Origin of the sequence: Staphylococcus sp. AS1337 (genome assembly GCF_051408735.1) — a bacterium.
GTDB lineage: Bacteria > Bacillota > Bacilli > Staphylococcales > Staphylococcaceae > Staphylococcus > Staphylococcus xylosus_B.
Genome location: NZ_JBOIHZ010000006.1, coordinates 15,203 through 30,257, shown reverse-complemented (window position 1 = coordinate 30,257; position 15,055 = coordinate 15,203). Strand labels below are relative to the sequence as shown.

At 34.3% G+C, this 15,055-nt stretch carries 15 protein-coding genes and 1 riboswitch; of the genes, 4 read left to right on the top strand and 11 right to left on the bottom strand.

Annotated elements, in window-relative coordinates:
- Positions 1-93 precede the first annotated feature (93 nt).
- The 4 genes from graF (at position 94) to ACSUE0_RS10220 (ending at position 3,586) form a co-directional block, all read left to right on the top strand.
- On the top strand, positions 94-228 hold the full coding sequence (gene graF, locus ACSUE0_RS10235) for a glycopeptide resistance-associated protein GraF (protein WP_017724130.1): 135 nt from the start codon (positions 94-96) through the stop codon (positions 226-228).
- A 379-nt stretch (positions 229-607) separates the two neighbouring features.
- Positions 608-709: riboswitch (TPP riboswitch) on the top strand.
- A gap of 80 nt (positions 710-789) precedes the next feature.
- Entirely contained in the window at positions 790-1,365 is a 576-nt protein-coding gene (locus ACSUE0_RS10230) for an ECF transporter S component (protein ID WP_119613185.1), read from the top strand.
- Positions 1,366-1,377: 12 nt separating this feature from the next.
- Positions 1,378-2,787, top strand: a complete 1,410-nt coding sequence (locus ACSUE0_RS10225; protein ID WP_436957249.1) for an ABC transporter ATP-binding protein — start codon at positions 1,378-1,380, stop codon at positions 2,785-2,787.
- Positions 2,780-3,586, top strand: coding sequence for an energy-coupling factor transporter transmembrane component T family protein (locus tag ACSUE0_RS10220; protein ID WP_436957247.1), 807 nt, complete (start codon positions 2,780-2,782; stop codon positions 3,584-3,586). Before ACSUE0_RS10225 ends, ACSUE0_RS10220 begins: the two co-directional genes overlap by 8 nt.
- A 109-nt stretch (positions 3,587-3,695) precedes the next feature.
- Here the strand turns inward: ACSUE0_RS10220 and purD are convergent, their stop codons facing one another.
- From purD to purE, 11 genes are read right to left on the bottom strand one after another with little or no spacing between them, the layout of a single operon-like run.
- Positions 3,696-4,934, bottom strand: a complete 1,239-nt coding sequence (gene purD / locus ACSUE0_RS10215) for a phosphoribosylamine--glycine ligase (RefSeq protein WP_436957245.1) — start codon at positions 4,932-4,934, stop codon at positions 3,696-3,698.
- 20 nt (positions 4,935-4,954) lie between these two features.
- Positions 4,955-6,433 carry a bifunctional phosphoribosylaminoimidazolecarboxamide formyltransferase/IMP cyclohydrolase gene (gene purH / locus ACSUE0_RS10210; RefSeq protein ID WP_436957243.1) on the bottom strand — a complete coding sequence of 493 codons (1,479 nt, stop codon included), beginning with the start codon at positions 6,431-6,433 and terminating at the stop codon, positions 4,955-4,957.
- 15 nt (positions 6,434-6,448) lie between these two features.
- Positions 6,449-7,015, bottom strand: a complete 567-nt coding sequence (purN, locus tag ACSUE0_RS10205; protein WP_119613181.1) for a phosphoribosylglycinamide formyltransferase — start codon at positions 7,013-7,015, stop codon at positions 6,449-6,451.
- Positions 7,016-7,017: 2 nt separating this feature from the next.
- Positions 7,018-8,046: a phosphoribosylformylglycinamidine cyclo-ligase gene (gene purM / locus ACSUE0_RS10200; RefSeq protein ID WP_436957241.1), complete on the bottom strand. Its 1,029-nt coding sequence runs from the start codon at positions 8,044-8,046 to the stop codon at positions 7,018-7,020.
- Complete coding sequence (gene purF, locus ACSUE0_RS10195) at positions 8,039-9,526, bottom strand: amidophosphoribosyltransferase (protein WP_119613179.1); 1,488 nt, start codon at positions 9,524-9,526, stop codon at positions 8,039-8,041. Before purF ends, purM begins: the two co-directional genes overlap by 8 nt.
- The gene (gene purL / locus ACSUE0_RS10190; protein WP_436957239.1) at positions 9,505-11,694 is read right to left on the bottom strand and encodes a phosphoribosylformylglycinamidine synthase subunit PurL; all 2,190 of its coding nucleotides are present in this window, start codon (positions 11,692-11,694) and stop codon (positions 9,505-9,507) included. The genes purF and purL overlap by 22 nt, the downstream gene beginning before the upstream one ends.
- Positions 11,687-12,358, bottom strand: a complete 672-nt coding sequence (gene purQ, locus ACSUE0_RS10185) for a phosphoribosylformylglycinamidine synthase I (RefSeq protein WP_119613177.1) — start codon at positions 12,356-12,358, stop codon at positions 11,687-11,689. Before purQ ends, purL begins: the two co-directional genes overlap by 8 nt.
- On the bottom strand, positions 12,358-12,618 hold the full coding sequence (gene purS, locus ACSUE0_RS10180) for a phosphoribosylformylglycinamidine synthase subunit PurS (RefSeq protein ID WP_017724119.1): 261 nt from the start codon (positions 12,616-12,618) through the stop codon (positions 12,358-12,360). Before purS ends, purQ begins: the two co-directional genes overlap by 1 nt.
- 2 nt (positions 12,619-12,620) lie before the next feature.
- Entirely contained in the window at positions 12,621-13,322 is a 702-nt protein-coding gene (gene purC, locus ACSUE0_RS10175) for a phosphoribosylaminoimidazolesuccinocarboxamide synthase (RefSeq protein WP_119613176.1), read from the bottom strand.
- Positions 13,322-14,455 carry a 5-(carboxyamino)imidazole ribonucleotide synthase gene (gene purK, locus ACSUE0_RS10170; RefSeq protein WP_119613175.1) on the bottom strand — a complete coding sequence of 378 codons (1,134 nt, stop codon included), beginning with the start codon at positions 14,453-14,455 and terminating at the stop codon, positions 13,322-13,324. The genes purC and purK overlap by 1 nt, the downstream gene beginning before the upstream one ends.
- On the bottom strand, positions 14,442-14,924 hold the full coding sequence (gene purE, locus ACSUE0_RS10165) for a 5-(carboxyamino)imidazole ribonucleotide mutase (protein ID WP_436957237.1): 483 nt from the start codon (positions 14,922-14,924) through the stop codon (positions 14,442-14,444). Before purE ends, purK begins: the two co-directional genes overlap by 14 nt.
- Between the last annotated feature and the right edge of the window lie 131 nt (positions 14,925-15,055).

Sequence of the window (15,055 nt, the reverse complement as noted above, 5' to 3'; positions counted from 1 at the left end):
CTAAAATCTAAATCACTAGTTTTGTTTGATTTTTTTAAGTTGTGGTATATATATTTTATAGAAGTCATATACTTTAAAAGGAGTGTTTAATCTATGAGTAAAGAAGAATTAAACAAAAAAGCCGCAGAACAAGCAAAAGAAGCAGAAGATAAATTAAAAGATAAGAAAGAAACTGCTGAAGATAGTACAGAAGAAACTAAAAAGAATGTCCAAGATTCATTAGACTAAATTTTTCAATAATATAGGTTTCACATGCTTTAAAATATAAATGTAAATCCGACAAGTGAGGCTGGGTCATAATAAATGTCCCAGCCTCACCTTTATTGTAATTTTTCAATGCAATTGCATTAGATATGTATTATATGTGTGAAGACAATATCTTCAGATGTAAATACCATATGTATTGGGATGTAATGCGATTAAGATGGATAGTGGATATAAATAAAATAGCTCACCTCCTTTTTATATGAACAATTTTTAATTTGATTAAAGCGAAATAATTATTAACTTATATAGAAGTAAAGTACATATGTTATATATTAAATTTAATAGGCAGTCTTGACATTATTCCTTAAAAGTCATACATTATAGTTAAATTTAAATTAATCATTCGCACTAGGGGTGTTTTGTGACTGAGATGAGGTATACCCTCAAACCCTTTGAACCTGATCTAGATGAAACTAGCGTAGGAAAGTGTACTAATCACCTATTTTCCAGGTATTTGTATGCCTATATTTTAACGCGCAACTTTCTAGAAGGTTGTGCGTTTTTATATTAGGAGGATTTTTTATGTCAAAAGGATTAAAGCTTTCAGAAATTCTAGTGACTGTGCTAATTGCTGTTGTTTTTGCAATTATTTACAACATTTGGAATTTTGTGTATAAAGCGTTACAAGTTACAGGGTTACATTTTGAAGAATTAACATATGGTGCTTGGTTCATGGCTGCTATCGTCGCATACCTTATTATCCCTAAAGCTGGCATTGCAATATTAGCCGAATTTGCTGCTGGTGCCGGAGAAACTATTGTCATGGGTCGTTTTGATATTGCAACTATGGTCTATGCCTTATTACAAGGTTTAGCATGTGAAATTATATTTGCTATTTTCAGGTATAAATCTCGTTCAGCAATGGTCGCAATGCTCGCTGGTCTCTTAGCCTCTATTTCAACATTGCCTTTAGACTTTGCTTATGGTTATTTAGGTGAAGTTGTAGGTTGGAATCTAGCGTTATATATCGGATTCAGACTTATAAGCGGCATCGTCGTTGCCGGCCTAATTTCCTACTATATAGTAAAAGCATTGGATCAAACGGGAGTAACCAAATTGTTCAGACCTGCCACAGAAAGTGACTATGATAATTTATAAGGAGCAATTACGTTGATAGCTACAAAAAATTTACGATTAAAATATCCAAACGGTAAGAAAAAGATATTTGATCATTTAACACTCCAAATCAAAGAAAACGAAAAAGTATTATTACTAGGACCATCAGGTTCTGGCAAAAGCACTTTATTAAATGTATTAAGTGGTATTGTACCAAATCTTATTGATTTACCTATTAAATATGATGAATTAATTATCGATGATTCCAGTAGTGTTATATTTCAAGATCCAGATAGTCAATTTTGTATGCCTAAAGTTGACGAAGAATTAGCATTTGTTTTAGAAAACCAACAAATCCCTCGTCACGAAATGGATAAACGTATAGATAATGCATTAAAAGCCGTAGATTTAAAAGTTGATAAAAACCAATACATTAATCAGCTAAGTGGCGGTATGAAACAGAAATTAGCAATTGCCGAAACGATATTACAACAGTCGAAAACCTTGTTTTTAGATGAACCTACTGCAATGTTGGATGTTGAATCGACTGCAGAACTATGGGGGGAAATTAAAGCTCTTTGGCAAGATAAAACAGTAATCATTGTCGAACATAAAGTGGATCATATATGGCAACATATGGATCGTGTCATCTTATTAAATTATGAGGGTGACATTATCGCTGACAACACGCCCGATGAAATTTTGAATGAACATGAAGATTTGTTAACAGAGTATGGCGTTTGGCACCCTAATGCATGGCAATATGCTCCATCAACTATGCATTTCAATAGCAGTAGCTCAAAGTTAAACCTTGAATTTGGTAATGTAACCATAAAACGTGGTAAACATAATCTTATTAATATACCTCAATTAAGTGTAGGGACTGGAGAATGGATTACAATTACAGGCACAAATGGCTCTGGAAAAACATCATTACTCGAATCAATGATGCAATTAATTAAATATGAAGGACGTATGTTAGTGAATAATCGTTCTTTCAATAAAATTAAAGTAGCTGCTAAATATATGTATTTAGTTTATCAAAATCCAGAGTTACAATTCATAACTTCTTCCGTTTATGATGAAGTTCATATTCAATATAAAAATAAATTTAATTCTAAACAAGAAGCTGTTGCTCAGACTGAATCAATGTTGGATACACTTAATTTGCTATCCGTAAAATCTCAACATCCTTATGAACTTTCAATAGGTCAAAAGAGACGCTTAAGTGTTGCAATTGCACTAAGTTCATCATCTGAATTCATATTACTTGATGAACCTACATTTGGTCTCGATAGCCATAATACATTTAATTTAATAAAATTATTTCAACAACGTGTAGCTAGTGGTCAGACTATTATTATGGTGACACATGACTCAGAAATCATATCTCGTTACCCAACTCGAAGACTCCATTTATCACATCACGTCATAGAAGAAATGGTTGGTGATGATTATGTTTGATCTTTGGAAGAAACATTATACTTTTGTAGATGATGTAAATATAATTACTAAGTTAGCAATCGCTGTTATTTTATTTTTCTTTGTTATACTTGTTCATCAGTTTGATTTCATGCTCTACATTACATGTTTAATGCTTTTATTTTTATTAGCTTTTAATGGTTTGCAATTAAAAATCACCTTAACTTTTGTTATTTTAACGATGATATTCAGTGTCATATCTGCGTTGTTTATGATTTTTTATGGCGATGGTACGCACACACTATTCCAATTTGGTTTTATCCATATTACTTCAGAGAGTTTATATCGTGGCTTACATTTAGCCATGCGTACAACTACCATTTCATTTTTTGGAATTTTAATTGCTTTCACTTCTCAGATTGTTTTAGTTTTTTACAGTTTAATGCAACACTTAAAAGTAAAACCTAAAGTGGCTTATGCATTTATGGCAGCAATTCGTATGGTTCCATTGATGTTCATTTCATTAATACAACTTAGAAAATCATTAAAAATGCGTTATCAGTTAATTAACGCACAAAATTATCGTGGTTTAAAAAAATTAAAACATTTATTAATACCTTTATTAAGCCAAAACATTCGTAAAGCACATCAGCTTTCTGTAGCAATGGAAAAAAATGGATTTAAAGATGGTCCAAGAACGTATTATTATTATGCACCTTTCTCGTATAAAGATTTTCTATTAATTTTAGTAATAGTTATCATTTTATTGAGTGCTTATTTATTAGCTCAATATATTCCTATTACCGGCATTGAAGATATACGTGTAACAAATATTTATTAAAAAGATTAACCAACTTTTTAAGTAGACATATTATCCAAAAAGAAAAGCGATTGGACAAAACTTAAACCACTTTGTCCAATCGCTTTTTAACTTTATGATAAACTTTCAACTATTTTATCGCTTTATTACTAATATCTTTACGATAGAAAAGCCCATCGCTTTCTACTTTATCGACCGCTTTATATGCATTAAATTTAGCTTCAGCAATATCTTCACCTTCGCCTAATGCTAATATGACACGACCGCCCGAAGTAACATACACATCATTTTCTTTCTTCAAACCACTGATAAAGTAATCGCCATTTAAATTAAAACCTGTTACTTGATGTCCTTTTTCATATTGTCCTGGGTAACCTTTTGAAGCTAACATAACGCCTACAACCGCATTATCTTTCCATTCGAAATTGATAGGCGCTTTTGCTTCTAAATCAATTATATGTTGCATCAAGTCACTTTCCATACGTGTGAGTAGCACTTGTGCTTCAGGGTCACCAAAACGAGCATTAAATTCTATTACTTTTGGACCGTCTGCTGTAATAATCGCTCCTATATAAAGTACACCAAAGAATGAGTACCCTTCTTTGACCATAGCTTGGGCAATTGGCTGAGCAATTTCGTCGTTAGTACGTTTCAAGATTGATTCATCAATATGAGGTACTGGACAATAAGCACCCATACCGCCTGTATTTGGTCCTTTGTCATTATCATATGCACGTTTATGATCTTGCGCAATACAATCAAATGGCACTGCATAGTCACCATTAACCATAGTCATAAGTGAAAATTCTTCGCCTTCAAGGAATTGTTCAAATACAACAACACCATCTTCCTCAGGATATAAAGTTTCTACACCTGCTTGTGCTTCTTCATAATTATTTGCAATAATAACACCTTTACCAGCAGCCAATCCATCTTTCTTTAATACAACAGGATATTCACAAGATGCAATATATTGTAAGGCACTCTGTTTATTAGTAATTTCTTTGTATTCTGCCGTTGGTATTTTATATTTTTCCATTAATTGCTTTGCAAATAGTTTTGAACCTTCTATTTGCGCAGCAGCTTGATTTGGACCAAACACTTTAACATCTGCTGCTTGTAATTTATCTGTTAAACCTTCTGTAAGTGGTTGTTCTGGCCCAATAATTGCCCACGCTATTTCATGTTGTCGTGCAAATGCTACTATTTTTTCATGATCAGTTTCAGCTATTTCCGTATGGATTATTGCTACGTCTGACATTGCATCATTACCTGGAATAGCATGTATTTCATTAACGATTGGTGATTGATTTAACTTATGTGCTAAAATATGTTCTCTACCACCTGCACCAATTACAAGTACTTTCATATAATATATGGCCTCCATTATTAATGTTTAAAGTGTCTAACGCCCGTAGTTACCATAGCAATACCATGTTTGTTTGCCATATCAATAGATGCTTGATCCTTAATTGAACCACCTGGTTGAATAATCGCTTTGATTCCTGACTTGGCAGCTAGCTCGACAGTATCATCCATTGGGAAGAACCCGTCGGAAACCATTACTACATCGTCATTAATTTCAATTGCACGATCAATAGCGATTTGTGCTGAACCAACACGATTCATTTGTCCCGCACCAATGCCCACAGTTTGTTTGGCATTACTTAATATGATTGCATTACTTTTAACTGAAGCAACTACTTTCCATCCTAGTAACATCGCATCCCATTGTGCTTCTGTAGGTCCAACATCAGTTACAACATTCATTGCTTCACGTTTCAAAGCTACATTGTCTTTATCTTGTACTAAGTAACCACCTGAAACTGATACAACTTCTTGTTCACTATTATCAATAGTCATATCAATTTCTAATAATCTAATATTTTTCTTTTGACTTAAAACATCTAAAGCTTCTTGCGTAAATTTTGGTGCAATAATAACTTCTAAGAAAATACCGTGTAATGTTTCAGCTAATGATTTTTCAACTGTTCTATTTAAAGCAACAATACCACCAAAGATAGATTGGCTATCAGCTTCAAAGGCATGTTGATAAGCTTCATCTATTGAATCAGCAACACCAACGCCACAAGGATTCATATGTTTCACAGCAACTGCTGCTGGTTGTTCAAACTGTTTAACAAGTGACAAGGCAGCATCAGCATCTTTAATGTTATTATAACTTAATTGTTTACCGTGTAATTGTTTAGCTCCAGCTAGTGTATGTGATGCATCCGAAGTGCGTACAAAATATGCAGACTGCTGTGGGTTTTCACCATAGCGTAAACTTTCTTTGTTTTCTTTGAAATAATCGACAATCGCTGCATCATATTCATTTGTATGTTCAAATACTTTAATCATTAATGATTTACGATAAGCTTCATCTAATTGGCCTTCTTTTAATCTATTTATGATTTCATTATAATCAGCAGGATGAACTACCGTTGTCACGTGTTTAAAGTTTTTAGCTGCTGCACGCAACATTGTAGGGCCGCCAATATCAATATTTTCAATTGCGTCACCTTCTGTTACATCTGGGTTAGCAACCGTTTCTTTAAACGGGTAAAGATTCACGACGACCATATCTATTAAATCAATATGTTGTTCTTTTAATTGTTCTAAATGTTCAGGTTTATCACGATCTGCTAAAATACCACCATGCACAGATGGATGTAATGTCTTAACTCTGCCATCCATAATTTCTTCAAATTGCGTTAAGTCAGAAATAGATTTTACAGGTACACCCGCTTCAGCAATTGCACGCATCGTTCCACCTGTTGAATATAATTCATAACCATTTTCTATTAGTGATTGCGCAAACGCTACAATCCCTGTTTTATTAGACACACTTAAAATTGCTTTCTTCATTATTACTTGCACCTCTTATTGAATGATTTTTGAAATGACTGCTGGGTATAATTCATGTTCTAATGCTTTTATTCTCTCTTCTAAATCAGCTTTAGTATCGTCCGGGTATATATCACATGTTTTTTGTTCGATAATTTCTCCTGTATCCATCCCACTATCGACATAATGTACCGTTGTACCCGTTATGTCATCCCCACTTGCTAACGCTTGTCCCACCGCATCTTTACCTTTGTACTTAGGTAATAAGGATGGGTGAATATTTAAAATCCTTTTATCATAGGCTCTCAAAATATTTTCGCCAATTAATTTCATATAGCCTGCTAAGACTATCCATTCAACTTTTTCTGAAGTAAGCCACTCTATAATTTTTCGTTCGTAGTCTGCTTTAGAATCAAAGTTTTTCAATTCATTAATATGTACATCTAGATTGTATTTCCTAGCGCGTTCAATACAATATGCACTAACTTGATCTGTATACAATGCTGTCACTTCAATATGAGGAAGATTACCTTGCTCAATTTGTGTCATTATGCTTTCAAAATTACTACCTGACCCTGACGCAAAAATAGCTATTTTGGTCACTTTTATACCCCCGTTAATTGAATTGGTTCTTCGCCTTCAACGATTTCTCCAATTGCATAAGCATTTACATTTTGTTTGTTTAGTATATCTAAAGTTGTTTGTACTTGAGCCTCATCTACTACAATTGTATAACCAATACCCATATTAAATATGTTGTACATTTCTTCAGTTTCAATCTCTCCATGTTGTTGCAACCAATCAAAAATTGGTAATGTTGGGAATTTAGTTACATCTATTTTAGCAGTGACACCCTCGGGTAATGCTCTAGGGATATTTTCATAAAATCCACCACCTGTAATGTGTGTCATAGCATGAATATTAACTGCTTCTTTAACAGCTAATATTGGACTAACATATAATCTCGTTGGTTCTAAAAATGCTTCTAAATATGTTTGTTCATCATTATAGTTAGCTTGTAAATCAATCTTAGATTTTTCGATTAATTTTCTAACTAAGCTATATCCATTTGAATGAATTCCACTAGATTCAAGTCCTATGATAATTTGACCTGGCTTTACTGAAGAACCATCAATATATTCACTCTTTTCAACAGCCCCTACAGCAAATCCTGCCAAGTCATATTCACCTTCGTGATACATATCACCCATCTCTGCAGTTTCTCCACCAATTAAAGCAGTATGCGTTTCTTCACAACCGTCACTTACCCCTTTGACAATTTGTTCGATGACTTCTGGAACAACTTTATGTGTTGCAATATAATCTAAGAAATACAGTGGTTCTGCACCTGTAGTTAAAATATCGTTGACGCACATAGCAACGGCATCAATACCAATTGTGTCATGTTTATCGTGATCTATTGCTAATTTCAGTTTTGTACCTACTCCGTCTGTACCTGAAACAAGTAATGGCTCTTTCATGTTTAATTGTGATAGGTCAAATGTTGCCCCAAAACCACCTAAACCGCCAAGTACTTCTTTACGCATTGTTCTCTTAACGTGACTAGACATACGATTTACTGCTTCATAACCTGCATTAATATCTACACCGGCTTGTTGATATGCTTTAGACATTTAAATTACCCTCTCTATCAAAGAATTGTTTATGATCTGCTATATATGCTTTTTGGCGGTCGCTTAGATGTGCTATATAATCTTCTTCATAGTCATAAAGTCCTGCTGGATAGTCACCAGTAAAACTTTCTACACATAATCCACTGTATGGTGCATCTACTTCAAGCCCGATGGAATCAATCAATCCATCAACTGACAGATAAGCTAAAGAATCTGCACCAATATGTTCGCTTATTTCTTCTGGCGATTTGTTGGCAGAAATAAGTTCAGCTGTTGTCGAAACGTCGATGCCATAAAAGCTCGGGAACATAAACTCAGGCGATGCGATACGTACGTGTACTTCTCTAGCTCCAGCATCTTTCAACATTTGTACGATGCGTCTACTAGTTGTACCTCGGACAATTGAATCATCTACAAGTACAATATTTTTATCTTGTATAATATCCTTAACTGCTGATAATTTTACGCGTACACCTTGTTCACGTAGTTCTTGGGTCGGTTGAATAAATGTTCGTGCAACGTATTGGTTTTTAACTAAGCCCATTTCATAAGGCAATCCACTTTCTTCTGCGTAACCAGAAGCAGCAGATAATGAAGAGTTCGGCACTCCGATAACCATATCTGCGCTTTCAGCTGGACTTTCTTTAGCTAGTTGCTTACCAGATTGCTTTCTAACTGCATGTACATTTTTACCAGCAATTGTAGAATCAGGTCTAGCAAAGTAAATATATTCCATCGCAGAAATAGCTGTCGTAGTGTGTCTCGTATATGACTCTACTCTAATACCTTCGTCATTAATCACAACATATTCTCCTGCATGAATATCGCGCACAAATTCGGCACCTAAGACATCAATCGCACATGTTTCACTCGCAATCATGTAAGAGCCGTTTTTCATTTTACCTACAGCTAATGGTCTAATTGCATTAGGATCAACTGCGCCGTATAATGCATCTTTAGTTAAAATAGCAAAAGTAAATCCACCCTTTATCTTTCTCAAACTTTCTTGGAATGCATCTTCAAAGGTTGGTGCTTTACTTCTTCTAATTAAATGCATGATGACTTCTGTGTCCGATGATGAATGAAAAATAGACCCTTGATGTTCTAATGAACGCTTTAAACTTTGTGCATTTATAAGGTTTCCATTATGACAAACTGCAACACTCATATCGTAAAAGTGATATAAAAATGGTTGGATATTTTCAATACCTTTATTACCGGATGTTGCATATCTCACATGACCAATAGCGTGTTGGTATGATTTGAAAGTTTCAAGTTGAATATCCGATATTGCTTCTGTTAACAAACCCAAACCACGTTCACCAATTAACTTTTCACCATTAGAGCACACTATACCAGCACCTTCTTGCCCACGATGTTGTAAACTGTGTAAACCCATATAAGTTAATTGTGCAGATTCGGGATGGTCCCAAATACCAAATACACCACATTCTTCATTTAGTCCGTTGCTGTCATACATTTAGGTATTGCTCCTTCCCATATATCAGTAAGGTTTTGAACATCACGTGTTACTTGAACCTCATTATTAGTTACTTTAAATTGACCGTCATTTGTTAATTGACCAATTTCCACAGCATTTTCAATTTCTAACGTTTGTCCTTCTTTTACTGCAACAATATAGCGCCCTTGTGTTTCACTAAATAATTGCGCGTTCGTTACGTTTAATTGTACGTTTAATCCAAGTTGGTAATGTGCGCTCATACGTGCTAACGTCAATAATAAGCCACCTTTTCCAACGGTTTGAACATGTGATGCAACACCATTACGAATCACTTGTTTAATAGATTCACCCTTTTGTACTTCATTAGATAAATCAATTGCTTCAAATTCATGATTTACTTTCTTATATAGTAACTTCTCAACTTGGCTACCACCAAAGTCATCTTTTGTGTCACCCACTACATATAAAGAGTCACCAACACTCGGTTGGAAATCATTTAAATAATCGATGTCTTCGATTAACCCAACCATGCCTACAACTGGTGTAGGGAAGATAGATGTTTCTCTAGTTTCATTATAAAGTGATACATTACCTGATACGACTGGTGTATTTAATACTTCACACGCTTCTGACATACCTTTCGTTGAATCTGCTAACTGTTGATAAATTTCTTTCTTTTCTGGTGATCCATAGTTTAGGCAGTCAGTCATTGCTAAAGGCGTAGCACCTACGGAAATCAAATTACGGTACGCTTCTGCTACAACCATTTTCCCACCTTCATAAGGATTGTTAAATACATAACGTGCTTCACCGTCAATCGTAGATGCGATTGCTTTATTCGTACCTTCTACTCGAACTACAGATGATTGTAATCCTGGTTTCACAATTGTATTAGCGCCAACTTGTTGATCATATTGTTCATATAAATAACGTTTAGATGCAATAGTTGGATGTTGTAATAGTTCATCAAACACAGACTCTACATCAACTTTGCTATAATCATTTTTACTCTCATTATAGTTTGGTGCTTCACCTTCTAATACATAAACAGGCGCTTCATCAGATAAAGGTTGCACAGGAATGTCCGCAAACACTTCATCTTCGTACGTTAATACAAAACGATCTGTATCCGTTACTTCACCAATCACAGCACTATCTAATTCATGTTTATCAAATAAGTCTAAGAATTTTTGTTCTGTACCTTTTTCAACAACAAGTAACATACGCTCTTGTGTTTCTGATAACATCATTTCATATGGTGATATACCTTTTTCTCTAGTTGGGACTTGTTCTAAACGTAAATGTAAACCGCTGCTACCTTTTGCAGCCATCTCTGAAGAAGATGAAGTTAACCCTGCAGCTCCCATATCTTGTATACCTACCAGTTCATCAAACGTAATCGCTTCTAATGTTGCTTCCATAAGTTTCTTACCAACAAATGGGTCACCAATTTGTACTGATGGTCGTTTACTTTCACTATCTTCGCTTAGTTCTTCAGAAGCAAATGTAGCGCCATGAATACCATCACGTCCAGTTTTTAATCCTACGTAAATTACTGAATTACCTACACCTTTTGCTGTACCTTTTTGAACCATATCATGATCGATGATACCTACACACATAGCATTTACTAAAGGATTTCCATCATATCTATCATCAAACTCTATCTCACCAGCAGTAGTTGGAATACCTATACAGTTACCATAACCACCGATACCAGCAACCACACCACGTAATAAACGGCGATTTTGTTTTTCAGTAAGTTCACCGAAGCGTAGGCTATTTAATAAATTAATAGGTCTTGCGCCAATAGAAACGATATCTCTAATAATACCGCCGACACCAGTTGCCGCACCTTGATAAGGTTCTACAGCAGATGGATGGTTATGGGATTCTACTTTGAACACAACAGCTTGATTATCACCTATATCCACAACACCGGCACCTTCACCCGGTCCCATTAATACATGCTCACCAGAAGTTGGAAATTGTGTTAAGAATGGCTTAGAGTGTTTATAAGAACAATGCTCGCTCCACATTACAGAGAAGATACCTATTTCTGTAAAATTAGGTTCTTTACCTAAAATTTCGCAAACTTTTTCATATTCTTTATCACTTAACCCCATATCTTTATACAATTGCTCTAATTTAATTTCTTCTGCACTTGGTTCAATAAACTTAGACATTTTGTTCCCTCCAACTATTTACCATCGCTTCAAATAACTTCACTCCACTGTCAGTACCTAAAATGGATTCAATTGCGCGTTCTGGGTGTGGCATCATGCCACAAACATTTCCTTGTTCATTTACAATACCAGCAATATCATTAAATGAACCATTTGGGTTATCAACATATTTTAAAATAATTTGATTGTTTTGATCTAAAGCTTCGTATGTTTCCGGCGTGCAGTAATAGTGTCCTTCACCATGTGCAACTGGGTATACTACCACTTCATTTTCATCATATAAATTTGTAAATGCTGTTTGATTGTTAACAACTTTTAAAGACTCATTACGACTGACAAACAAATGCGAATCATTATGTAATAATGCGCCAGGTAATAGTCCTATTTCTGTTAATATCTGAAATCCATTACAAACACCTAATACTGGTTTACCTTCTGAAGCAAATCTTTTCACTTCTTCAGTAATCGGTGCCACACTAGCCATTGCGCCTGAACGTAGATAATCTCCAAATGAAAAACCTCCTGGAATTAACACGCCATCAAAACCATCTAAAGAAGTATTTCGATAATCAACATATTCTGCTTGTACGTCAGACTTTATAGCCGCATTATACATATCTCTATCACAATTGGAGCCTGGAAATTTTAGCACTGCAAATTTCATTATGCTTTCTCTCCTTCTTCCAATACTTTATAGCTATATTCTTCAATTACAGTATTAGCAAATAGTTTTTCACTTAATGTCGTAACCACATTGTGTACTTCAGCATCTGTAGCTTCATCTACTGTCATATATAAAACTTTTCCAACACGAATATCGTTAACTTGTTTATAGCCTAAATCGTGAACTGCACGGTTTAATGCTTGTCCTTGTGTATCTAATACTTGTGGTTGTAATGTGATGTGTAATTCAATTGTTTTCATTTTTATAAAGCCTCCAGTTTATTTAAAAAAGTTTGATATGTTTCAATGATTGATCCTCTATCTTCTCTATATACATCTTTATCAAAATTTGTATCACTATCTTTATCCCAAATACGGCATGTATCAGGAGAAATTTCATCAGCTAGTAAAATTTGTCCATCATTTGTACGGCCAAATTCTATTTTGAAATCTACTAACCTTAAATTCATTTCATTCATCAATTGAACTAATACTGCATTTACTTCCTTTGCCGCTTCTTTTAATATATTAATTTCGTTATCTTCAGCTAAATGTAGTAACTTAATATGATCTTCAGTTATTAATGGATCGTTTAGGTCATCATTTTTATAGAAGAACTCAACAAGTGGTTCGTCAAATTCATGTCCTTTATCAAAACCAAGTCTTTTAGTTATAGACCCTGCAGCAATATTTCTTACCACTACTTCTAAAGGTATAATTTCAACTGATTGTACTAGTTGCTCAGTTTCAGATACCTGCTCGATAAAATGGCTTTTCACGCCTTTTTCTTTTAAGTAATTAAAAATGCGAGAAGTGATTTGGTTATTTAAACGTCCTTTACCTTCTATTAAATCTTTTTTAGCACCATTTCCTGCAGTAACTTCATCTTTGTATTCAACGCGTAATACATCATTTTCACCAGTTGAAAATATTCTTTTTGCTTTACCTTCATATAATAAAGACATTATTCAGATCTCCCTTCAAATTTACCAAGTAGCGTTTGTTCACATCTATTTATGTCATTAGTCAACACTGTTAAATGACCCATTTTTCTATTTGGTTTTCTAGATGTTTTACCATATATATGTACATGCCATTCAGCATGCTCACTAAATTGATCCTCTAATAAATCTAAATCTTTGCCTAATAAGTTCATCATTATTGCGGGTTTTAACAATTCAATTTGTTTTGGTAATTTTTGACCAGTAATCGCTAAGATATGTGTATCAAATTGTGAAAAATCACAGGCTTCTATTGAGTAATGACCAGAATTATGTGGTCTAGGTGCGATTTCATTTACATACAAACGATTTTCACCATCTATAAAGAACTCCACAGTAAAAGTACCTACGAAATGTATTTTTTTGATTATTTTATCAACTTCATTTCGAGCTTCTGCTTCTTTTTCATGTTCTGTACGTGCAGGTACGACTGTTTTAAAGAGAATTTGATTCTGATGTTCATTTTCTTGCAGTGGAAAATACGTGATTTGATTATCAGTACCAATGGTTACAGTTAGAGATACTTCTTTCTCTAATTGCAAATATTGTTCAGCAACACATTCTTGTTTTTCTACAAGTGCCTTTGCTTCATCTATGTCTGATGTTGAATTAACTAATATTTGACCTTTACCATCATAGCCGCCGAATCTTGTTTTCACGATAAAAGGATAACCGATTGTTTCTATTGCAACATTCAAATCATCCGGCTTAGATAATTGTACAAATGATGCAATTTTGCAATTTGCTTCTTGTAATGTTTGCTTTTCAGTCAATCGATCCTGGAGTAATTTTATAGCTTGATATCCTTGAGGAATATTATATTTTGAGACAAGTGTCTTTAATTGATTTGCTGATATATTTTCAAATTCATAAGTGATGACATCAGATGACTCACCAAGCTGTTCCAATGCTTCTTGATTATCATAGTCAGCATTAATAAATTCATGTGCGACATGTTGACATGGACATGATTTATCAGGATCGAGCACAATCACTTTATACCCCATCTTTTGAGCTGATTGTGCCATCATCTTTCCTAACTGACCGCCACCAATAATGCCGATTGTCGAACCGAACTTTAATTTATTGAAGTTCATCTTGCATTTCACTCACTTTCTGAACCAATGATTTTTCATAATTTTCCAAATTCTTTTGGATTGAATGATTACCAATACTTAGTATTCTTGCAGCTAATACACCCGCATTTTTAGCACCAGCTTTACCTATAGCTGTAGTCGCAACAGGAATACCACCTGGCATTTGGACAATTGATAATAACGAATCTAAGCCTTTTAAACTTTTTGACTCAATTGGTACACCAATTACTGGTAATGTTGTCATCGATGCAACCATACCTGGTAAATGAGCGGCGCCACCTGCACCTGCAATAATGACATCATAACCATTCGCTCTTGCTTCTTTAGAAAAATCAACCATTAATTGTGGCGTACGGTGTGCTGAAACAACTTTCTTATCATACGGAATTTCCAATTGGTCTAACACAGAACAACTTTCTTTCATCGTTTCCCAATCTGACGAACTACCCATTATGACTACCACTTTCAAAACGAACACCCTTTCAGAAATTTGAAATATTACTACTATTAGATGTATATTACAGATATAGCATAACAATTAAACCATGCTTTTTCAATCAAAAATCGAACTTTAACAACAAAAAAGTTAATAATTTACGT

Coding starts and splice junctions, on each gene's coding strand:
- purK (WP_119613175.1), bottom strand. CDS start 14,455: ATGAACTTCAATAAATTAAAGTTCGGTTCGACAATCGGCATTATTGGT.
- purS (WP_017724119.1), bottom strand. CDS start 12,618: ATGAAAACAATTGAATTACACATCACATTACAACCACAAGTATTAGAT.
- purM (WP_436957241.1), bottom strand. CDS start 8,046: ATGTCTAAAGCATATCAACAAGCCGGTGTAGATATTAATGCAGGTTAT.
- ACSUE0_RS10220 (WP_436957247.1), top strand. CDS start 2,780: ATGTTTGATCTTTGGAAGAAACATTATACTTTTGTAGATGATGTAAAT.
- purH (WP_436957243.1), bottom strand. CDS start 6,433: ATGAAGAAAGCAATTTTAAGTGTGTCTAATAAAACAGGGATTGTAGCG.
- graF (WP_017724130.1), top strand. CDS start 94: ATGAGTAAAGAAGAATTAAACAAAAAAGCCGCAGAACAAGCAAAAGAA.
- purD (WP_436957245.1), bottom strand. CDS start 4,934: ATGAAAGTACTTGTAATTGGTGCAGGTGGTAGAGAACATATTTTAGCA.
- purC (WP_119613176.1), bottom strand. CDS start 13,322: ATGTCTTTATTATATGAAGGTAAAGCAAAAAGAATATTTTCAACTGGT.
- ACSUE0_RS10230 (WP_119613185.1), top strand. CDS start 790: ATGTCAAAAGGATTAAAGCTTTCAGAAATTCTAGTGACTGTGCTAATT.
- purQ (WP_119613177.1), bottom strand. CDS start 12,358: ATGAAATTTGCAGTGCTAAAATTTCCAGGCTCCAATTGTGATAGAGAT.
- purL (WP_436957239.1), bottom strand. CDS start 11,694: ATGTCTAAGTTTATTGAACCAAGTGCAGAAGAAATTAAATTAGAGCAA.
- purF (WP_119613179.1), bottom strand. CDS start 9,526: ATGTATGACAGCAACGGACTAAATGAAGAATGTGGTGTATTTGGTATT.